Origin of the sequence: Candidatus Hartigia pinicola (assembly GCA_020541205.1) — a bacterium.
GTDB classification, from domain to species: Bacteria; Pseudomonadota; Gammaproteobacteria; order Enterobacterales; family Enterobacteriaceae; genus Hartigia; species Hartigia pinicola.
This window is the reverse complement of the sequence record CP048208.1, coordinates 1,044,398-1,070,107: the sequence shown is the minus strand read 5'-3', so window position 1 is coordinate 1,070,107 and position 25,710 is coordinate 1,044,398. Positions and strand designations below refer to the sequence as shown.

General features: G+C 25.8%; 7 protein-coding genes. 4 read left to right on the top strand and 3 right to left on the bottom strand.

Annotation, left to right across the window (positions count from 1 at the left end; translation table 11 throughout):
- Positions 1–5,575: 5,575 nt before the first annotated feature.
- Positions 5,576–5,968: a ribonuclease E inhibitor RraB gene (gene rraB / locus GFV14_RS01985; RefSeq protein ID WP_457914016.1), complete on the bottom strand. Its 393-nt coding sequence runs from the start codon at positions 5,966–5,968 to the stop codon at positions 5,576–5,578.
- Positions 5,969–7,359: 1,391 nt separating this feature from the next.
- Positions 7,360–9,972: a DNA topoisomerase (ATP-hydrolyzing) subunit A gene (gene gyrA / locus GFV14_RS01980; RefSeq protein ID WP_457914015.1), complete on the bottom strand. Its 2,613-nt coding sequence runs from the start codon at positions 9,970–9,972 to the stop codon at positions 7,360–7,362.
- A gap of 381 nt (positions 9,973–10,353) precedes the next feature.
- On the opposite strand from gyrA, the gene ubiG reads away from it, so the two are divergent.
- The 3 genes from ubiG (at position 10,354) to nrdB (ending at position 15,459) form a co-directional block, all read left to right on the top strand.
- On the top strand, positions 10,354–11,076 hold the full coding sequence (ubiG, locus tag GFV14_RS01975; protein WP_457914014.1) for a bifunctional 2-polyprenyl-6-hydroxyphenol methylase/3-demethylubiquinol 3-O-methyltransferase UbiG: 723 nt from the start codon (positions 10,354–10,356) through the stop codon (positions 11,074–11,076).
- Positions 11,077–12,011: 935 nt separating this feature from the next.
- Positions 12,012–14,312 carry a class 1a ribonucleoside-diphosphate reductase subunit alpha gene (nrdA, locus tag GFV14_RS01970; protein WP_457914013.1) on the top strand — a complete coding sequence of 767 codons (2,301 nt, stop codon included), beginning with the start codon at positions 12,012–12,014 and terminating at the stop codon, positions 14,310–14,312.
- 10 nt (positions 14,313–14,322) lie between these two features.
- The gene (gene nrdB / locus GFV14_RS01965; protein ID WP_457914012.1) at positions 14,323–15,459 is read left to right on the top strand and encodes a class Ia ribonucleoside-diphosphate reductase subunit beta; all 1,137 of its coding nucleotides are present in this window, start codon (positions 14,323–14,325) and stop codon (positions 15,457–15,459) included.
- Between the two features lie 3,440 nt (positions 15,460–18,899).
- On the opposite strand, the gene pgi is transcribed toward nrdB, so the two are convergent.
- Entirely contained in the window at positions 18,900–20,546 is a 1,647-nt protein-coding gene (gene pgi, locus GFV14_RS01960; protein ID WP_457914011.1) for a glucose-6-phosphate isomerase, read from the bottom strand.
- 4,388 nt (positions 20,547–24,934) lie between these two features.
- Between pgi and lolA the strand changes: the two genes are divergently transcribed.
- Positions 24,935–25,555, top strand: a complete 621-nt coding sequence (gene lolA, locus GFV14_RS01955) for an outer membrane lipoprotein chaperone LolA (protein WP_457914010.1) — start codon at positions 24,935–24,937, stop codon at positions 25,553–25,555.
- The last annotated feature ends 155 nt before the right edge of the window (positions 25,556–25,710 follow it).

Below are 25,710 nucleotides of genomic sequence, written 5' to 3'. Positions count from 1 at the left end.
CTATATTGAAAAATATTTTACTCATAACATTTTGCCAACGTTATTTTCTATTATAAGATCTGTAGATATAATTGTTACTTAATAGTACACATGAGTTTATTTTATTGTGCACTAAAAGACAATCAGAAGCATATTCTTACATTGAATATTAGTTTTATGTATGTATATTAAAGAATAGAATTATTGTTTAATTAATAAAAAATACGCAAGCAATGCACCAGAAAACCTAATAATACTATTAATATTTGTAATAATATTGTATGATGAATCACTACTGAAAATTCACACTGATGTTTATTGACACTCAATAGATTTTTTTAAAATACATTTTCAGCGCATTATACTTTAGTGATTAGAGATTAATAACAAAAAAATAGTAAGCATGCTTGAGAAGCTCAGAATGCAATAAACTTAGTTATTTATTACAACACTTGTAAACGTGAGTTTTAGATATTTTATGCTATTTCTCTGTAATTTCTTCTAATGAATAAATATTAAAAATCATAATAACAATTAAAATAAAGTATAATCGAAAATAAATAGTAGCAGTTCTATTGATGTACTATTCTTTTTATGGAAATCTATACATTCAAAAAACTGTGAACTACGTTAATGATTAATAAAACATTATTCTATTTTAAGAACAGCGCATTAGTAATTACGTAATTTTCTTGAAATATATAAAATAAACATCACAAAAGACGAAGTTAAATTTAGTATTGTATTAACCTAACATGACTTATTTATATAGCGCTTAACATTACTAACTAAATTTCTAGTTTTATTAAAAAGATTAATTTCCATAAAGAAATTAAAATTATGCTTTATATTATTTTAAACTATTCGTAAAGACATGAAATAATTAATTTTATGAATCTATAAATTAGTACAATTTAAGAAGGAAAGCACTAATCTTGAATTATAGTTAGCTAGTAAAATAATAAGTAATATAATCTGTCTCGAAAGAATTAATTTTTAATATCGTATTTAGAATAATGATTAACGAATTTACTCTGTGTTTTATCAAGTACATTTTAAAGGAATTCATGAAGATTAATTTTACTAACATAAAACAATATGTTATCTCGATTAAGAGTGATCAAACCAAGTAGTCATTTTTTTTTAATATAATTTTACATTAAAAAATTATTTTGAATAGTAATGATGATATGAAGCTAATAATCAACAATGTTCATAGAACATAAAAAAATATTACTTAATCGCAATATCTATTATGAATAGATAGATAAATTAACATTTAATAATAAAATTACGATTTTAAATCGTGTCGTTTAAAGTAGCTCTCAAAGATCACTATAGTAAAAATAAAATAAACTTTATCTTTTTTAGTATGCAATAATTTCCTGCGTTGAATACTTCGACTTTTATATCAATGAAAGTAATTACGATATCCTTTAGTTTTTATATTAAATCTATTATTCATATAACTTAGAAAATTATGAATTTTCCTAATAACAAAGTCTTCTACAGTTTCATGTATATTCAAAATTCAAATAAGTAAATACCTAATTAAGCTTATTAAGCTTTAATAAATCTTTTATTTTCGCTAAATTTTCAGAATGATCAGTTTTTATAAGATAACCTAGACCACAGTTTGATACTTTTTATTTAATAGATAATACCAATGTTTTTGTATTAAAAAATCAATACAATAAGACTTTCTTTGATAGTATTTGTCTGTTATAGTATAGAATATAAAGTAAAATTAATTTTTAAAAATTTTAAGAAACTTATCAAAGATCTTTTATAAATGTATTAAGAATTAGTTCACAACTAGTTTTGATAATTCATTAACTGTTTACTATCATCTTAGTACTTAACGAATGAAATTTTTAGCTTAATCATATCTCAGATACTAATAAAAATATATTCAATATTTTTTGCTATTTAAATGATATTTCATATTTTTTATCAAAAAGATAAATATAACCTATTAAGATAAATCAAGAAATATTTTAATAAATTAATCTTGTTTATTAAGTAGTCGAAACTACATATTTACTAAAAAATTTATGTGTATGCAATATTTTTTTTGAATATTTGTGTATTTTAAAATTACTAATCAGTGGTGCATAAATTCTAAAAATTTTTCTATAAAGTATTACATATATTAATATTTTAATATCTACAAAAGAAACTTTAATAAAACAGAATAAAAACTATTACAGTGAGAGTGAACAAGGTAATTGAAAATCTGTATTAATATTAGTCAAAATTTTAATACTACTTTTAAATCATTACTTTGTTATCAACATTAAAAATATAGACATATTCCATATAAAACGAGTATGATAGCGCAAAAAATTCTAACCTAAAACGATATATCAGAATTAATTTTCAATACTTTGTTCATGAAATTTTAGAAACATGAACTATTCTCACCGAGAAAATAATTTCTTGAATAGCTTTTATCTAGTATATGCATTACTTTCTTATATGAAAATATATTTTTAAATGAAAATATAATATACTATATCTATCTTTTAAGATAACAAAATTCAAAGAATTGTATATTTTTAATATACAGTGAATGTTTTGTTTTCAACTATACATTTTTACTTAAAAACATATTATAAATTATCAATGCGCACTACTTTCTCTATTGACAAGTTCATAATCTGCCAGAATAATTAGAATTCAACTGAATTATGATGTACTTATATTATGCATACTAATAAATAACGACAAAATTATTTTGAAATGAATATCACGCTATTTACTAAAAAAAATTTTTCTGTACACAAATAAAATTATGAAATGAATTTTAAATTAATTTAATGAAATAATATAAAGTGGATCTTATATGTATATTTTTTATTATTATAGTGATTTTAAAATTTATGCTATCATGTTACAGTTATGAACTGAGTCAGTTAGGTTATATATCTGTTAATTATAAAGCTATTATCATGGTTCTTTACTTATAGAGTAATACTTTATGCTTAATGACGAGACTGTAATTTCCAACAAATGAGTAAAATATTAAGCATATATATTAGAAATTTTATAAAATCCTAAAAAGTCTACTGAAAAAACATAGCGTATGAGAAAAGATTCAGTTATATAATAGTAAAATTATAAGGTATTTAAGAGTACAGCTAGTATTTTAATAAGAACAATTAATTTAAGAGTGAATTTATTCACACTAGTTAATAAGGTAACTCATCATTCATTTAAAGAATATCATCGGTAAACATGACTAAATTAACTCTGCTTGTACAAGGTTTTCTAAACTAATCCTATACAACTGAGTCAGAGTAAATATTAGTTATACGTATCTTTATTATAGTTTCTACTTTTGTATTTTATAATGACCTACAACAACTATAAACAAAAGGATTTTTAGGGAAATAAAATATTGTCGCTATTTCATCTTGTTCTTTCATATAATACAAATAAAACCTACATAATGATTAGAATTAATTATAAATATTATAATTAATAGCTATAAATACTGTTAACTAATAAACGAGATATTGTAGTTATATGATATATATACTTATACATTGTTAATATATATACCTAAAATGAAGATTTTATCTGAGGTATTTTTTTATTGAAGATTTTAGTAAGATTCAGTTAACTATATTAAATTACAAACAGATCATCGTAAAATATGTATAGTATTTTTCAGATGAAGAAAATTGTAACTTACTAAAGAATTAATTGATTAATAATTCTATAATCTTAGTAATTTGTATTAGTCAATCGTTCTATATTTCAGAAACAAGAAATTATTTTTTTCAATTATTTTTTTAAATTAAAAATCTCCGAAAACAAAAACAGAAAATCAATGCTTTATTAATTAATATAAATATAAAGCATAATTACCTACCAACAAAAAATAATTATATACCTTTAAATAATCGTTACCTTATTTTTTGATTTATGAAAAATCACTATGCTTCAGAAAATTACAAAGCAGTATAGATGATCATAATACTTTTTATTTATTTTAATTAATTCATAGACTTTAAAAATATTTAAATTCGAATTACTGCACTTAATTATATGATATTTTCGAGAGAAATGTGTTTGTATTTTATATTTTAATTTATTATAGCATATTATAAATATTTTATTTTTACTGACAAGTAAAACTTTAAGTATTAATATTAATGACAGTAAATAGTGTATATTTGTTTTAGTGGTTAACTTAACAGTAAACAGAGTTGATGCATATACTTCTAGTCGTTATATAGATCTAAAATCTAAATATATTTTTTATTATATAATTTATACCATGCAATAGTAAATTATTTTAATTATACTCAATTATTGGAAGAAACACTATTTAATTTATTATGTATAATATTATTTTTTTGTTAATAATTATCAAAAAACTACTGAAATTTTTATGTATTTTAAAATTAGTATTGACAACTTAGGTGAATAAGATTTTATTCTAATGAATATAAATCATTTATAAAACTAATTTTAGTGTCTTTTAATAAAGAATTTAGTGATTTATTTATAATCAATCTAGTTTAGAATTTTAGGTAATACAAAGAAAATGTTCTATATAAACTAAAAAATATTTAAATATTTTTAAATTTAGCAATATTGTGACTTATTTTAATGACTAAATATTTAAAAAGAAGTTTTAAAGTATAAAGTTTATGACATTGTTGTGATCTTAATCATGATTGTGTTATGTTATTATATTATATACACTATGTGTCAACAATTCATCCATATAATAATTATTTACTAATAAATCCTGACATAAATAAGCAATTTATTTGTGCACACTCAGAAGAAAATAAGATTGATTTTTCTTTTTAGAATAAGTATATGATCACATCAATTAGATGAATAACTATTAACATCCTTACTGAGAGGTGTTCTTTTATCTCAAAAACTTTTATCTAGATCGTAGATTTTTTATGATATATATCTATTTCTAAAGATTTTGATATTAAAACTATTTTAATATTCTGACTTCTTTTTTAGAGAGAATTTATTAATCAAATTTAAACGTTTCCTCAAAAAATCTTTTATTTTAACAATGTTGTTCAGTCTACAATAGGAATAATAAGAAGACTTTTTAATAACAAATTAACAAGAATTAGTATTATTAACAAATTATTTTAAATATATATAGATAAATACATCAAGCGACTTATATACTACCTTTAGTGATGAAATATATTATTTTTGTATAAGAAATAAATGTTTATTTTATTGCAGTATTTTTAGATCGATCTCATTTCTGCAAGAAGTTCTCATTCTAATAGGATATAGAAACATCATTTTTCTTGAAAAATATTCTGGATAAACCTTATGACAAAGAAAAGTTGAGAAAATATATTGTATTGAGATTGTCAATGTTTACCAGAGAAGACAGTGAGACCCCATTTTACTTAGAAATAATCTTAGTAACACAACAACAGTTAGAGATTAAAATATATCAAGCAGTTAATTATTAATTTTATTGATGAATAACTGAGTAACAGATGTTATCGTGATTATACATTTAACATTCCAAAATTACTGTAGCATATAATTAAAAATAGCGTATTAACTATTTTTCGAAGGTTAGTTACTAATCTAATTAATGTATTTGTTTAAATACATTATTATATTGTGCATCTGAATCTTCAAAATAAGTACCCCAACCATCATAATGACTCCCTATTGATTCAGCTAATTGCATTAGTTGATTAACTTGTAAATTAATTAATGTTGCACTTAATGTGCATTCTATGATGAAGTCATAACACATTAATGTAATCCCAAGTTCTAATTCAATCTCTTCAGTATTACTGACTCTGTAGCCTAATTTATAAGCTTCTACTAATGCCTTTTGAAGTAATGCAAAAGTATTTGCTGAAAAATGATGCTCAATAGCATACAATGCATCAGGATCACTACCATCATTCAATAACTCTTCAATAATTAGACTAGTTTTTTTGTACTGTGCTTTTAATTTTACTTTATCTATCATATTCATGCCTATTTTTAGTATCACTATGTTCTCATAATGGTTGGTTAATAGAGCTTTCTGGTAATGTATATTCAGATTATGCATTATTTTTTAATAAAGTTTATTTTAAATTTTTTATAAATACAAAGTAAATATTCTCTTCAATCATAACAATTTATATTATTATTACTTTGTATAAAAGTAATTTTCTATAGTTGTAAACTTTACACCTGAAAATTTCAAACTGATTACTATTAAACTATCTAGATTACTGAAAGTAATAAAAAAAAATTGAAAGCTACTCTTTTCTAAAAATATTGTCTTAATATTTTGACAAAATTTTACACGAATAAGTTATGATTTTGATATAAACATTATGAAAGATATAATAATATTATCGTGAGTAAAAGAAAAGAGAATTCAATATCCGAGATTTAAAAGTTATTTAGTATTTTTTAGAAATCAGAAGAAATAGATGCTATATTAATAAAATGCAATCATGCATTTCAATACTTTTCAGATTTTTTATGAAATTCAATTTTCTGCATATGAGTAAAAATACATTTAATGATATAATACTTTAAAACAAAATTAACAGTATGAGTTCATTTTTTATTTATACACATACCTAGTACATTATGCAACACTATATGAAAGTAATATGTATATTGCTAATTTTATATATACTACAAACTATCACGTAAAATTTTCTATTTTTAATACTATTCGTCACGATTTTACTCTCAATCAGGTTCTATTAGACTTGTACCTCTACATATTATTTTACATCTAAAAATTTTATTCATCTCAATATTTTATAAGAAATATTGATATCTTTAAAGCTATGTTCTTTAATAATTACGCAATGTTGTGTTTTATTCTAATTAATACTAAGCTGACTGTTTCTAACCGTCATTTTAACGTATAATCTATGCAGACTTTTTGTTTTTATAGTTTATTTTTCTAGATCTTGATCTAATAGTATATGAGACTCTGTCTTATTATATTATTGTGAAATTAACAGTTTCACTAAAAAAATAATTTTAAGTAAATTAGTTAATACATAAATATCTCATATATGTTAACTACTTAAAAGCCTCTTAATTATTAGATTTTGAGAAAAATAAATTTATTAAAATATTTCTTGACTGATGTTATTTATTTTAGATTTTTTATCTCAAGAAAATATATACAAGAATTATGTTGAAAATTATAAATGAATTTTTATAATAAAGAAGTGAAATAAAATTCCTGGAAAGTCGCCTATAAAGAGCATACATACGATGTATCTTCAGTGATACACTGGTTTTAAATTATTTATATTGTATATATAAAATAATAAATTATTAAGATTATTTTACTTTTAGCTTTTATATATATTTTTTGAATTTCTCTGAGTACAAACTGTATATTTATTCTGAATTATCGGTACATGAATAAACATTTAATACATTATTTTTATTATTTTTCTCTTTTGTATTGGAAATTTCATCGTGCTCTATTTCAGCGATACGTTGCAAACAGACTACTTTTTCATTTTCAGAAGTTCTAATTAAGGTTACACCTTGAGTATTACGACCAACAATGCTTACTTCAGAGACACGTATACGAACTAATGTGCCAGCGTCTGTAATTATCATAATTTGATCAGTGTTATCGACTTGGATAGCACCAATTACATGACCATTGCGCTTATTAACTTTAATCGAAATCACTCCTTGAGTGGCCCGTGATTTTTTTGGATACTCTTCTTCAGATGTTCGCTTACCATAACCATTTTCAGTCACAGTAAATATATGACCTTCGCTGCGTGGAATGATTAATGAAACTACTTGATCGCTTTCCATTAAGCGAATACCACGAATACCTGTTGCAGTACGACCCATCGCACGAACAGTATTTTCTTCAAATCGCACTACTTTACCTTGTGCAGAAAATAACATAACTTCATGAGAACCATTAGTCAAATCAACACCAATTAATTCATCACCCTCGTTAAGATTAATAGCAATGATTCCAGAATTCCTTGGACGACTAAAGTCTTTTAAAGGGGTTTTTTTAACGACACCACTTGCAGTAGCCATAAAGACAAAATAACCTTCTTTATAATTGTGCACAGGTAGCATGGCAGTAATTCGTTCATTTTGTTCCAGCGGTAATAAATTAGCAATTGGACGACCACGTGTATTACGGGCGGCTTCTGGTAATTGATATACCTTCATCCAATAGAGGCGCCCGCGACTTGATAAACATAAAATAGTATCATGCGTATTTGCCACTAACAGACATTCAATAAAATCCTCTTCTTTGATGCGTGCAGCTAACTTTCCTTTACCACCACGGCGTTGTGCTTCGTAATCAGTTAATGGTTGATACTTTACATAACCTTGATGAGACCAAGTAACAACTACATCTTCTTGGCTAATTAAATCTTCAATATTGATCTCAGACAAATTTTCAGAAATTTCAGTACGACGCGGATCATTATAAGTATCGCGAATCGTTTCAAGTTCTTTACGAATAATTGCCATTAAACGATCTGGGTTACATAAAGTAAATAGTAACTCTTCGATTTTTTTTACAACATCCTTATACTCTTTTAACAGTTTTTCATGCTCAAGACTAGTAAGTTTTTGGAGACGTAAATCTAACACAGATTGTGCTTGCTGTTCAGTTAGTAAATACTTTCCATTATGCACACCAAATTTATTTTCAAGCCACTCAGGACGCGCAGAATTATTTTTCACATCCTCCAGCATCACTACAATGCCTCCTAGTTCCCAAGGGTGGGTTATTAAATTAGCTTTTGCTTCTGCTGGTGTTGTTGCTTGACGAATTAATTCAATAATTGAGTCGATGTTAGTTAAAGCAATAGCAAGTGCTTCAAGAGTATGTGCACGGTCACGAGCTTTATGTAATTCAAAAATAGTATAACGTGTCACAACTTCACGGCGGTGTCGAATAAATGCGGCAATCAGATCTTTTAAATTTAAAATTTTTGGTTGGCCTTGGTGTAAGGCAACCATATTAATTCCAAAAGAAACTTGAAGTTGTGTTAATGAATAAAGGTTATTCAAAACCACTTCACTCACTGCATCGCGTTTAACTTCAATCACAATACGCATACCATCTTTATCGGATTCGTCACGCAGTGCACGAATACCTTCAAGACGCTTATCTTTTACAAGTTCAGCAATTTTTTCAATTAATCGAGATTTATTGACTTGATAAGGAATTTCATACACAATGATAGATTCTCGATTATTTTTTTTATCAATATCAATTTTAGTACGTGCACGAATATATATCTTTCCACGACCAGTGCGGTATGCATCAACAATGCCATGACAACCATTAATAATTCCAAAAGTTGGAAAATCAGGTCCTGGAATATGTTTCATTAGAGTTTCAAGACTAATATCTTCATCATCTATATAAGCCAGACAACCGCTGATGACTTCCCATAGATTATGTGGAGGGATATTAGTTGCCATTCCAACAGCAATACCGGATGATCCATTAACTAAAAGATTTGGAACTTTCGTTGGCATAACTTCTGGAATTTGCTCTGTACCATCATAGTTGGCTACGAAATTAACAGTATCTTTCTCTAAGTCTGAGAGTATTTCATGAGCAATTTTTGCCATACGAATTTCTGTATAACGCATTGCTGCTGCAGAATCTCCGTCAACTGAACCAAAGTTTCCTTGACCATCTATTAGCATGTAACGCATAGAAAAAGGTTGAGCAAGACGAACAATTGTATCGTAAACTGCACTATCACCATGCGGATGATATTTACCGATAACATCTCCAACTATGCGTGCAGATTTTTTATAAGATTTATTCCAATCATTTCCCAATATATACATCGCGAATAAAACTCTTCGGTGTACTGGTTTGAGTCCATCTCGAACATCTGGAAGAGCGCGTCCAATAATAACAGACATCGCATAATCCAAATATGAACTTTTCAATTCTTCTTCAATATTGACCTGTGTGATTTTTCTAGCAATGTTACTCATAAAGCCAGTATTCCTCATGACTGCTGATGCAAAAAATTAAAATTATACCACAATTTATTGATTTAATAAAAAACTAAAGAAGTAAGTAATGATCTTTTAAGAGATATATATATTAGCTAAACAATATCTGATATATCGTTAACCTGTGACTTTATTATAGCATAACAGAAAAAACATTCGGTGACGACTCACTATGATACCTTAAGTAATTTAAGTAGTATGTAAATTAATAGAAAATCTATTGTATATAATACAAATCTAAAAGCACCAAAAGTCTATAATTTTACATGTAGTAAATACAACAGTGATGCAACTCAAAAGATAACAGGGTATAATCTTAATTAAGCTATAATTATTTATTTTATTATAGGAGTTCTACTTATGAATAATGCTCCACGACCTGACTATCAAAATTTCGATAAACAGGAAATTGAAAAATTTGAAACTGTCGCTTTACGTTGGTGGGATCTCGAAAGTAAATTTTCACTACTACATCGTATTAATCCTTTACGCTTGAGTTATATTATGCAACGTGTAGATGGATTGTTTTCTAAAAAAATACTGGATGTTGGTTGTGGTGGTGGAATTTTATCTGAAAGTATGTCTCGTGAAGGTGCGATAGTCACTGGAATTGATATGGGAGAAAATCTGTTAACGATGGCTCGTTTACGTACATTACAGTCAGGAATTCCTGTTAACTACATACAAGAAACAGTGGAAGAGCATGCTGATAAATATTCACATACTTATGATGTCATAACCTGCATGGAAATGCTTGAGCATGTTCCTAGTCCACAGTCGGTTGTACATTCTTGTGCTAAATTAGTAAAGCCTGGTGGAAATGTAATCTTTTCCACTATTAATCGTAATATGAAGGCATGGTTAATGGCTGTTATTAGTGCAGAATATATAATGAAAATAGTTCCAAAAGGTACCCATAATGCAAAAAAATTTATTCGTCCTTCTGAATTAATTGGTTGGATGGACAACACTGTTTTAAAAGAACAACATATTATTGGATTGCATTATTCTTTAGTAAAAGATATGTTTTATTTCAGTCCAAATGTAGACATAAACTACATACTTCACGCATGTCGTGAATAAATAGAAAGTGTTACATTTAAGAGTTTATGTAGTATTTTTTTATACAAATAAAATAGTTTTGCATGTAATATTAATTTTTATTATGGAAATTGTATTAGTTAAATTAGATACTATTTAAAATTAAAGCATGATTTAATTTTGAATACTGTTTTGATAGTCTTATAGCTTTTCTCAAGAGTTATATCTGTAGTCTTCGCTATTTTTTTATCAAATAATTATAAGATTAGCATACTGCTCTGAATAATGTTATCCTGAATAATTAAGCACTCAAATGTTTAAAAATTATTTTAGAAGCTGTTTAGAAGGTGTAATGCTATTTATTATGACTTCTTTCCTGGAAATTTATAATAGTAATATATGCAATTTTTTAAGGTAAAATTTACTAACATGTGTCTTATGAAAACTCATTTTGAAAATATATTGCAATTTTATAACTAAGTTCATGGACATTAATATGCCTATTCTTATATATTGTTTGAATTTCTTAATAAGGATAATTGAATCTATTGCATTTTTTTTGAACAATGCCTAATATTATAAATTTATTATTTTGATCAAATGCATAAACAATTATGATGTTTTAAAAGATTCTGATAAATTTTAAGAAAATAACAAATTATCTTATTATTATAAAATAAAATTTTATCTTAATTTTATTTTTTTTCAACTAACAACATTATTTTTATAATGCACTTACTATAATAATATGCTCACCGTTTATTTATGAATTATCTATGAAGTTTCTACAAAAAATTCTGATTTACACACTTGCTAAAACCGTATATTAGCATTATCTTGCTATTGTAGAATTAAGAAACTAATACATATAAAATATTTTTTAACTTTAATACTATCATCCTTATGGCATATATTTGTGGTGTGTTTATTGTAGCCAAATTCTATATTTTTGTAGGTTTAACAAGGTGTATTGATTCATGAACAATGGTTTATTAGTTACTAAACGTGATGGACATAAAGAACGAATTAATCTCGAAAAAATCCATAAAGTAATAACTTGGGCTGCAAAAGGCCTGTGTAATGTATCTGTTTCACAAGTGGAATTACATTCACAAATTCAATTTTATGATGGAATAAGAACGTCTGATATTCATGAAACCATGATCAAAGCGGCAGCTGATCTCATTACTTCTGAAACACCTGACTATCAGTACCTTGCTGCTAGACTTGCGATATTTAACTTGCGAAAAAAAGCGTATGGTCAATTTGAACCACCACCACTGTTTAAACACATTAAGCATCTTGTTTCTATCGGTAAATATGACCAGCAGTTGCTGGAATATTATACTCAAGAAGAATTTGAGAAAATGAATAGTTTTATTGATCATTGGCGTGATATGAATTTATCCTATGCTGCCGTTAAACAACTTGAAGGTAAATATTTAGTACAAAACCGTGTAACCGGTGAAATATATGAAAGTATACAGTTCTTGTATATTTTAGTTCCGGCGTGTCTGTTTTCTGATTACCCGAAAGAAACGCGCCTACATTATATTCACCGTTTTTATGATGCCACTTCAACTTTTAAAATTTCTCTACCAACACCCATTATGGCAGGTGTACGTACACCAACACGTCAATTTAGTTCTTGTGTACTAATTGAATGTGGTGATAGTTTAAATTCAATCAATGCAACCTCTAGCGCTATTGTTAAATATGTTTCTCAACGTGCAGGAATTGGTATAAATGCTGGTTGTATTCGTGCACTAGGCAGTCAAATTCGTGGTGGTGAGGCATTTCATACGGGTTGTATTCCTTTCTATAAACATTTCCAAACTGCTGTTAAATCTTGTTCACAGGGTGGTGTACGTGGTGGTGCAGCGACACTATTCTATCCCATTTGGCATTTAGAGGTTGAAAGTTTATTAGTCTTAAAAAATAACCGTGGTGTTGAAGGGAACCGTGTCCGTCAACTTGATTATGGTGTTCAAATTAACAGATTAATGTATGAAAGACTAATCAAAAACCAAAATATCACTTTATTTAGTCCGTCAGATGTGCCTGGCATGTATGATGCATTTTTTGCTGATCAGAATAAGTTTGAACACCTATATATTATGTATGAGAACGATGAAGATATCCGAAAAACGACTATCAAAGCTGTGGAATTGTTTTCATTAATGATGCAAGAACGTGCTTCCACTGGTCGTATCTATATACAAAATGTAGATCATTGTAATACACACAGTCCATTTGACCCACGCATTGCGCCAATACGTCAATCAAACCTATGTTTAGAAATAGCGTTACCAACTAAACCGTTAAATAATATTAATGATGAGAACGGTGAAATCGCATTATGTACTCTATCTGCTTTTAACTTAGGTACAATTACAATTGAGACTCTAGATGAATTAGAAGAGTTAGCCTTACTTACTGTTCGTGCACTAGATGCTTTACTTGACTATCAAGATTACCCAATTCTTGCAGCAGGAAACGCTGCAATAGCTCGTCGTAATCTCGGTGTTGGTGTGATTAATTATGCGTATTATTTAGCAAAGCACGGTGTACGTTATTCTGATGGTAGTGCAAACCATTTAACACATAAAACTTTTGAAGCAATTCAATATTATTTATTAAAAGCTTCTAACGAATTAGCAAAAGAGCGAGGTGCTTGTGCTTGGTTTAAAGAAACTAGATATTCTCAAGGGATTTTACCTATTGATACCTATAAGAAAGAGTTAGATCAGTTAATTAATGAACCATTGCATTATGATTGGGAAACTTTACGTAAAGATATTCAAGAATATGGTCTACGTAACTCAACACTATCTGCATTAATGCCGTCTGAAACCTCTTCACAGATTTCAAATGCTACAAACGGTATTGAACCGCCTCGTGGTTACATTAGTATCAAAGCGTCGAAAGATGGTATTTTACGTCAAGTGATTCCAGATTATGAAAACCTGAAAGGTGCCTATGAATTATTATGGCAAATACCTTCCATGACTGGTTATTTGCAATTAGTTGGAATTATGCAGAAATTTATTGATCAAGCAATTTCTGCTAATACTAACTACGATCCCACTCATTTTGCTTCTGGGAAAGTACCAATGCATCAATTACTAAAAGATTTATTACTCGCATATAAGTTTGGTGTTAAGACACTCTACTATCACAATACTCGTGATGGATCAGATGATAATATTCAAGATGATTTGAAAGAATATATTAAGTCAACTGACTCTAATTGTGAAAGCGGTGTATGTAAAATTTAATAGGATTATTATGTCACATATTTACACTACTTTTTTTCAAAAAAAGAATAATCAATTGCAAGAGCCAATGTTTTTAGGAAAACCTGTCAATGTTTCTCGTTATGATCAACAAAAATACCCAGTTTTTGAAAAATTAATTGAAAAACAACTTTCATTCTTCTGGCGTCCAGAAGAGATTGATGTATCTCGTGATCGTATCGACTATCAGTCACTATCTAATCATGAAAAGCATATTTTTATTAGCAATCTAAAATACCAGACACTTCTCGATTCAATTCAAGGACGCAGTCCTAACGTGGCATTACTACCACTAATTTCAATTCCAGAACTTGAAACTTGGATTGAGACATGGTCATTCTCAGAGACTATTCATTCACGTTCTTATACGCATATTATTCGTAATATTGTTAACGATCCAGCAATCATTTTTGATGATATTGTTGAAAACGAGGAAATACTTAAACGTGCTCGTGATATTTCTATTTACTATGATAAATTAATTGAAATGACGAATTACTACCACATACTTGGTGAAGGTATTCATATTTGTAATAGTAAAAAAATAACAGTTTCGCTACGCGCATTAAAAAAGCAACTTTATCTATGCTTAACAAGCGTTAATGCTTTAGAAGCTATTCGTTTTTATGTAAGCTTTGCCTGTTCGTTTGCTTTTGCAGAGCGTGAGATCATGGAAGGTAATGCTAAAATAATCAGGCTAATTGCACGTGATGAATCACTTCATTTAATAGGTACTCAACATATGTTAAATTTGTTACGCTCTGGTCAAGACGATCCTGAAATGGCTGTAATTTCTACTGAATGTGAGGAAGAATGCTATCAGCTATTTTTTGATGCTGCAGAGCAAGAAAAAGAGTGGGCAGATTATTTATTTAGCAAAGGTTCAATGCTCGGGTTAAATAAAGACATTCTTTGCCAATATATTGAATATGTTACTAATATACGTATGCAAGCTGTTGGGCTAAAGCGACCATTTAAATCTCGTTCTAATCCAATTCCTTGGATTAATTCATGGCTTACATCTGATAATCTTCAAGTTGCACCACAAGAAGTTGAAGTGAGCTCTTATCTAGTCGGACAAATTGATTCTGAAGTTAATACCAGTGATCTAAGTAATTTCAAACTTTAATTATAGAATATTATCAAATCACCTTTCGCCTGACGAAAGGTATCTCAATTATTTACTATACTGAACTTTATATTTTAATTTCTGTGTTTTAAAAGAGGTGCATCCTTTATTGGAGCTCAGTATGTAAAGATTTTCTGACGTATCTGACATCATATTTTTAAGAAAATTCAGTGTGTAGTTATCTAGAAAAACCTTACTAAACTAAATCTCATTAAACTATATTCAGTTAAAAGATTATTTCAATTATTATTTTATGTTTTTTGGCACTATGAACACAAGAGATAACAGAGTTAATCATTGGATTTAATATCATTTCTTAATTAGATTAAGATAAAACTATAAATCTTGATACCCCTAATGCATCCCTACAAAAATTAGGAAAAATCTAATTTTAAAATTCATAATAAAAAGTATAATATTCTGTGAAGTGATGTTATTATTAATACTAAGCAGATTTCTCAGTGAAATAAATCCTAATTTTCACGATTAATTAAGAAAATACTTTAACGGCTTTATTTAATATATTTTTTAACAATACTCATTACTAGACTTTAAATTCTTATTTATGTAAGTCATTAACTAATAACTCAGATTTTTGTTTTTTATAATTGTTTAACTTTCTAAATTTGAATTTTAATCTTATTACTGAGTATTTGACGTTACTTTTGTAAAATTTAAGAATGGTAACTTACCTACTTTTCAGTTAAACTAGTTAAAATATAATAAATTTCTGAGTTATATATACTCAATGTCTTGTTATGATCGACGTTAAGAAATCATTTTTCGCTAAATTTTATCACGTAAATAAATCATTTTGATATTTTCACATAATATTAGTGCATATCATAAGCTACATATTTTTGGTAAGTATAAATAACGATCGTATAAGCTTCAAGCTTATCACTACAACAAACTAAATATAAGATGAATTTTATGGTATTTATTCGATTTATAAAGAACTCATACCGTAGTATATTCGTGAAAATTTAGATTGAATTTTAGTAAAAATAATTTATTTTTCTCTATTTTATATCTACTGTTCTATTCAAATATATAAACTGTTTTACGTTTGTTGAAATTTAATTAAATATTATCATGATGTCAGTACATCGACCTAAAAATAAACTATTCATACATAAACATACTTTAATAACCATGAAAGTAAAATTTTTGTAAATTATATTTATTAAGTTTCAGCATCTGTAGATGCTTTTATGAAGTGTTATATGTTTATAGTAAACGTAGTGCATATTGTATAGTTTTGTTCTTGTTTATACTAATTCCTTTTTTATAATACTTCTTAACTCTTCCGAGTTTTCCTCAACTATATCAATGAAGTATATCATTTTTATAATCAAAATAATATTCCAATTAAAGATATAAATTTAAATTTTTCATGGAAAATAGTAAAAATTTTAAGTTTTGATTATTTCTGAGATAGAAAATGTACTCAGGATGTGTTATTATTTAGCTGTATATCAGTTATTGAATAAAAATTACTATTCATATTATCATTATAATTTCTTCTTGTAGGTATACAAATTTTACTTTTAAATAACATTTCATGAATAAAATTGTAATAGAATTATGTGCATTAGTTAAAATTATTAAGAATGATTTATCTTAATCTATTTATATTATAAATATAAAAATTATAATTTTAGTAATAGACTTTTCAAGTCAAAACGAAAATTAATATTAACGATCATATTTATACAATATGAAGAGTAATATTTTTCGTTAAGTACTGATAATAATAACTAATAAAACTGAAATTTAATAACATTATTTTCATTATGTTGAGGATATTTAAAATATTATTAGTATATAACATAGTACAGTTAATGTTACTGATATTAAATAGAGCATTATAATTGTATTACTTTTCTGATTATAAAAAATAAATTACACTTCACTACTTAAGTATCCGTATGTTAAACATATCTGATTATAATTAATAAAGGTTATAAATAGATTTTTGACTCATCAATACATATTTAAATCATGTCAATTAAGCATTGATTAAAATCATAACATATGAATATAAATTATTAATTATTTTAGAAAAACTCTAAAAGAAACTGATGAAATACTTTAGAGAATCAATGACATGTAATAGTGAAATACGTAACATTAGAGTATCTTTTTAAAAAAAATAAAAAACATTTATTCGGAGAGTGAATTTTAAGATATTTGTGAAAAGAAAAAATTTTACTATTATCTTATCTTATTAATATTTGTTAAAAATATAGATTAAATTTTAGTGATTTTTTGTTTTTATGTTATTATAATCTGTACAAGTATAACAAGTATCATAACCTGCACGGAAATTGAGCATGAAATTAATTAATAAGTAGCTTATACAAAATAGAAAAGAAAGCAGCATAAGATTAGATTTAACAACAAAGTTATCTTTTTAGTTATTAGTTATAAAAAATTTTATATTAATAGATGATAATGACAAATAATACTATGAATTAAAGAATTTTTATTTGTGATTAAATATTTATAATAATTATCAGAGCATCAAAAATAATTTATGAAATATTTCGCAAAATAAAATAAGATAATGACTAAGATAATGCAAGATATGAAGTGCTGTGGTTTATTAAATTAAAGTTGATACATCAAATGATTATTGAGATTGTTTTCGCAACGAAAATAATCTCATGCAAAATTAATAAACTAAATAAGTATCCAGCTAACTTGTATTATCTTTCAAATTTAGCCATATATTCTCGTTTAAGTTTAACGCACAGTTGATATCTAATTATACTGTAAGAATAGGCAATATTGTATTGTACGATCGTGATGATGTGTTTTATATTTATAATATATCTAACCTGAAAAATTGCATTTATGTATAAACTGTTATCTATTAATACATTGCATGCATATAAGTAATTTTTCTAAAAATAAAATTTATTTAATTATTTTTTTATATGTGGTATTTTTGACGATATATTGGAATTATATGAGGTAAATTATTAGTACTATTCTACTACATGTTATTAATAATAATTTGAAATTTTTATTTACTTTGCAGACTTTTATAAACTGTATTCCATATTCTAAGGATATTATTTTATATTTAATGATCATGAAATGTATATTGGTGTTCTTGGAATGCATTACGCCGCACTCAATAATCATATTTTAATGTTTAGACGTTTAGTTAAAATCTATTTCTAACAATTTCTTTAAATAAAGTTTAAAATAGTCATACACATTATTTTCTAAGAGATATTAAAAATCATCCCTGAGTAAAAATGTTATTATTCTGATAATATATATAAAATCATTAGATTTTAAAAATATTTATATAACTTTTAGAGTTTTTAACAATGACGGGAAAAATAATATTTATCAACATTATAAGATAGTTAGCTTTATATACTAGCTTAATTTGATTATATGTGTTTTGTAATCAAAATAATTAATCAACGCCATAATTTATAAAAATTAATCAAATTATTTGTTGAACTGTCATGCCTATTAATAACATCATTATTCTCTAATTCTGGCAAGATATTACTTGCTAACTGTTTACCTAGCTCTACTCCCCACTGATCGAACATAAAAATATTTAAAATCGCTCCTTGTGTGAAAATTTTGTGCTCATACATTGAAATTAATGAGCCTAAAGAAAACGGGGTAATCTTTTTAAGTAAGATCGAATTGGTTGGACGATTACCTTCAAAGATTTTATATAATTTAACAGATTCTATATTTTTTAAATTTTTTTCTATTTTTGAATATTCTGATTTAACTACTTCTTGAGCATTACCAAATGCAAGTGCTGCAGTTTGAGCAAACACATTAGAAAGAAGTTTGATATGATGATCATTTAATGGATTATGAGTTACTGCTGGTGCAATAAAATCACAAGGGATCATTTTTGTGCCTTGATGAATTAATTGATAAAATGCGTGCTGCCCGTTAGTGCCAGGTTCGCCCCAAATAATAGGACTAGTTTGGTAAAATACTTTCTTACCATCACGGTCAATATACTTACCATTTGACTCCATATTACTCTGCTGACAGTACGTCGCAAAACTATGCATATATTGATCATATGGTAAAATTGCTTCAGTTTCTGATTTAAAAAAATTATTATACCAAATACTAATGAGAGCAAGAATAACGGGAATATTTTTTTCAAAATCTGTCTCGATAAAGTGCTTATCCATCGCATGAGCACCTTCAAGAAGCTGAACAAAGTTATTATAACCTATAGACAAAATAATAGAGAAGCCAATTGCAGACCATAATGAATAACGCCCTCCTACCCAATTCCAAAACTCAAACATATTATTTGGATTAATACCAAACTTTACAACTTCTTCAGTATTAGTAGATAATGCAATAAAATGATTAGCGATATATTTTTTATCTTTTGCTGTTGCTAACAGCCAATTACATGCAGAATGAGCGTTTGTCATGGTTTCTTGCGTCGTAAATGTTTTCGAAGCAATTAAAAATAAAGTTGTTTCTGGGTTGAGTGGTCTTAACGTTTCAACAATATGTGTGCCATCGACATTGGATACAAAGTGCATATGTAAGTGATTTTTATAAGGACGTAAAGCTTCAGTTACCATAAAAGGACCTAAATGAGAACCACCAATACCAATATTTACAACATCGGTAATAACTTTACCTGTAAAACCTTTCCATTCACCTTGAATAATGCGTTCACTACATTGGTGCATTTTTTTTAGTACTCTATTTACATCTGGCATCACATCTTTTCCATCAACATAAATTGGCTGATTATCGCGATTACGAAGTGCAACATGTAACGCTGCACGATCTTCAGTACGGTTAATTTTTTTACCTCTAAACATACTCTCCATTGCATATTTAAGCTCAGTTTCTTTTGCTAATGCGATTAATTTATTTAACGTTTCTGTAGTAATGCGATTTTTAGAATAGTCTACTAAAATTTGATTATTGAATATTGTAGAAAATTTAGTAAAACGCTCATTATCTTGTTTAAATAAGTCGCGTATATGAATATTTTTCATTTGAGAAAAATGCTCTTCTAAGACTAACCATGCTACTGTTTGGGTTGGATTAATACTTTTCATGTATAGCGCTCTTTAAAGTATTGCAAATAAAGAATTAGAATCTACGAAGGAAATTCTACTGATTTATTTTACATTTTAATTCTTTTAAGTAATTTTATTACATTGTTATATTGAATGAGAGATTTCTCAGAATTTATTGATACCTTATGATTTTATATCTCCTATAAAAAAATGATACAATCTCTCAAGAGTTAGAGTAATTGCAAAATATTTAAACAAATACAACTTTTATTTTTCAATAATCAAAAAAACAAAAAATATCGCTAAATATTAAAATGATAATAGTGATACAATTCTTGACAAACCCACAAGTATCGATTCATATTAATAAGATTATAAAGCTTTTCTTAGAAAAGTATTGTATATTATTATTTTAAACTTTATAAAGAAAAATGATCAACAATAATATTGAGCTCTTAATAGAAAAATATTACAAATATAGTTGACGTGATGTATGTTAGTATTTCTCTAAATGATAATATAACTTTAACGTTTTTAAATGTGTCAATAATTAAGAATAAAAGATACTTCTTATAAAAACCATGATCTAAATAGATAGTTCTGATATTTAACAAAATATTACAATAGATAAAAAGTTTACCCATACAATCTTGCACAATAGTTAAAGTATCACAACAATGCAATTTAATAGTTTGAAACTTGTATAAAAATTATTTGCACATATCAATATGTGTTATTTTATGTTATTGAATATATCAGTGAAATATTCTCGGATTTTATGTATGAACTAATAGTGTAATAATGAAAATTACAAACGCATTTCACTTAATCTTGGAAATATAAGTTTGAATTATTAGATCGTTTTATTTGCATTATATTTTAGACATATATGGGCGAATATAGGAAGAAACATAAGACGTGTTTAAATACCTATCTTTAATTTTTACGCACTTTAATTGTGATCTTTTTATTACATAAAAAAATATTAAGTAGGTTTTATGAATATTGAAAGTATTGTAATAATATTATTTATACAATCATGAGTATCAGTATATCTAACAATAACTAATAACATAAATTTTATATTAGCATTTTTTTGGTATCTATTTTATTATTTCATAATAATTAGTTAATATTAACAATATAAATCACAGATTATAAAGAGAGTTACATAGATAAAGGATTTTTCTAAGAATTTCGCATTCATCATTTTATGGAGTTAATTATTATAGATAATAAATATTGCAAGATCATTTGTACAATATGTAAATACTCAGTTATGTATTAAAACCTTCTCAACTAAATGAAATTTTGTTGTATAATAGGGTATTCTCTCTTTGAGATTGATAATGAAATTTTTTATAAAAATCAAAATCATATTACAAGATATGTTATTTTTAAGTTAAAAAATTTTTTCTTGCGAAATAAGCTCAAATAGATTAAATATTATAAATATTTTTATTGATAAAAATTAAGACAATATCTCATTTAAATTTATTATTATTAATACTTAGCAAATATCACTAATATATTTTACTCATTACGTTTAAAGCTTTCTTTTCTAATTATTTTTAAATTTTCTTGTTTGAAATCTTATTTTTTTCTTAATACCTTATGGATCTTTTTCGGTTGGTACGTTTTGTATAAATTTAATAGATTTTTGACGTGTTATATTACAATACAACACTTGCGTAATGACGATTAGTATATTATGACTAACATAGTTTTTAGTAGAAATCGATCACTATTATCATGATACAAAATAATGAATGTAACAAACTATATCGCTCAGTTTGTTATTATAAATAACAATATAATAAAACTTAAAAGCATTACTAAAATACATTTATATATAATCTTTTCTTGGTTTTTTTGTATCTAATTCATATATTAATCGCGTTATACTTTTATTCACATAAAAATGACTAATACTAAAAATATTGCATTCATAGCGCAATCATGTTTTTACTTTATATAAAATATTTAGGTAGCACTTGATATACTTTGACTAGATATGAAATATTATTGCGATTTAACATATCAACTTAATGAGATCAAGGCGTAGTGTATCTGTATATTTATGTTGATTATATAATAAGTATTTAAAAAACCAGTAAGACTATTTTTAACACTTTCAATCTTCGTAGCGATGAAATCTATATATTGTATAATTGTATTTTTAACGAAGTCCCACCACTTGAGTACAAGTTTATCACAGAAGAATTAAGTTTTTGAACTACAACCAACATCTATATGTGTTATAATCTCTCCTATTAAAATAATCATACTAATCAAAAGTTCAAATTAGTATTAATTATTATACGTGGAAATTTTAAATAATAATCGTTTGTTTTCTATAATACATGGAGTAAAGATTAAGTAATATAATTATATTGTTTAAATATATTTAAGTGATATAAACTATTTTTTCGTCTATAACTCTGACAATAGAGATAAATATATCAGTATCTCAAAAGAAAATTTCAATTTTATCATGAGATAGATTGCAAAAAAAATTAACTATGATCAAGTAACAGATCTATTTCAATAATACAACAAAAAAATTAACGAAAGATTATTAATAGATGCTTACATTTCAACATAATTATAAGTAAGAAAAGTTGTGAAAATCAGTACGAAAAACAAAAGCATGTTAAATAATTTTTTAGTTGTTGTTTAAAAAACTACAACTAACTAAAGTAAATGTTCTAGAGAAAATTTTATATAAAAAATTTACTGTGTAAGAAGAATTTTTATTTTTAACATCAAAAACATCGCTAAATTGAGAGATGTTGTATCATTTTAATACACGTAAAAAGGTAATAAAAGTAACTCATTGAGATATAATTTTGAACAAAACCGTCATTATGAAACTATTATTTTAATATTTGAAAATATTCGTTCATATTAGTTTGTTAGTGCATACCATAGCATGTTTAAATACGATAAATATTTATTCCTAATACACATTACAGGCTATCTCATAATTTGTATAAGTACGTTTCAAATATATTAATCACTGTTTAGTGATCTTGGAATTTTAAATTTTGTAGTAATAAACATGTCATTAATATATACAATATCTTTCTACTAACAAAACTATTTTAGGCGTATTTTATTAAGAGTATTACTCACTTTCTTTTAAAAACTACAATAATGATTATGAAAGAGTTTTTTAAAAAATTGTACTTGAAGATGACTGTGTCAATAAAACATATTATACTCTTTCTTTCAGTAAAACTACTTACATTATAAACAATTTAAATAGTATATTAAGGTTAATATAGTATTAAGTAAAAACATTAAAGATATTTTAGTTTTGATGTTATTAAAATAAAAAATTATAGTAAAACAAAAATAAGGTTTGGGGAAACCTAAATTAATTAATATAATAATCCTTCGCGTATTCTGTAAATTAAAAATAAAAGTTATTTTTTTAATAACGACTAATTTTAACATGTTAAAAAAGTCTATTTTAATGACATTTCCCAACTGCTAATAACAACAGTTATTAACATAAAAAAGATACTTCGTATATTCTAGATTAGCGTTGTTGTACAATAGCAACCTGCTATAAGTTTCTAGCATTATTAAATGTTTAAAGACAAACAAATGATAATATGGACATTATATGTGTAATACTGCAATGACTGTATATTTTAGTGAAGTAGACAAAGTAATTAATTGTTTAATAAAATCAAGTAAAAGTGAAATAATACATAGTATTTTTGTTTAAAATTTTTATAAAACTGACATTGATTTTGTGCTAGTCCTTGTGCTCTATTAGTAAATCTTATTACGAATCTAATTAAAAAAAATTTCCAGATAAATTTTTTACATGATATTGAACAATGTGGATTTTGTAAAATCCTTGGTGGATAGTATTTTGTATCTTACTTTTTTATGTAAGATATGTTAACATTTCTTATCAAGATGTACCAATTCTTATATGAAAATATAGTCTAGTATGCAATTAAAAAAGTGCATGCCGTTATAATAATTAGCAATCTTCAAGTAGTCTATAATACGTATAATTTTACTTAATATTCTGTGACTATAGTTAAGATAGTGGCAATCATGATGATGTTGTTCATACTGTATCGAATGATTTTTGTAATCTAGTGATGATATGTGGTTAAAAATAACGTATCAAATATTTTAGAATTTAATTTTTAAATTTATATTATTCATAATTTATAACAAGCATTATTAAGTCAATAAAATAATTACATTGTTAACAAGTCTGGATATAATAAAATTAGTGAAATTTTTCTTTAAGAGAAATTAATGATTAAGATTTTATGTACTGATCATGGAAGTAATAAAATAATATATAATTAAAATATAGAGTTACATCTAGTCACTCTAATCACTCTAGTCACTAAGAAAAATTATTATCTCTTTTAAGTACAAATAAAAGGTTTATAATGAAAAACATAATCTTACTATTTATTTTCACTGTAATTTTAGATGTCAACTCAGTACTAGCTAACGCTAGCCAAGAACTTCAGAATCGCTTGAATAAGATAAAAAGCTTTCATTCCAGTTTTTTGCAAAAAGTAATTAGCCCAGAAGGTGATATTATACAAGAAGGTTCTGGTGAGTTATGGCTGCAACGTCCTAATCGCTTTCACTGGAAAATGATTTCACCAGATCAAAATATTTTGGTTTCTAACGGTAAAATTTTATGGTTTTACAGTCCATTTGTTAATCAAGTAACGGTGACTAACCTATCAGACGCAACGCAAGATACTCCGTTTTTATTGATTACACGTAATAATCCATTAGATTGGGAACAATACTGTATTATGCAGCATGGTGATACTTTTGATTTAAAATCTAAATGGATTAACGGAATAGTAAAACATTTTTCAATTACAGTCTCTCCGAAAGGAACGGTCGAAAAATTTTCTGCTATAGTTCAAGATGGACAAACAAATGATTTTCAACTAAAAGAACAAAAAAATTGTAATATAGATAAACGTAAATTTTTATTTATTATCCCAAAATCAGCAAAGCTTGATGATCAACGCGCTGCTAAAAAATAATAAATAATAATGTGTAGCTTATACTCTATTGTTTATACAATTAATTTTATCTATGATAGTATCTTATATATCTGAAAATTCTTAAATAACATATTATTGTAGAATTTCTTTTTAAAAAAGAAAAAACCATTAAATTATTTTTGAAATATCTAAGA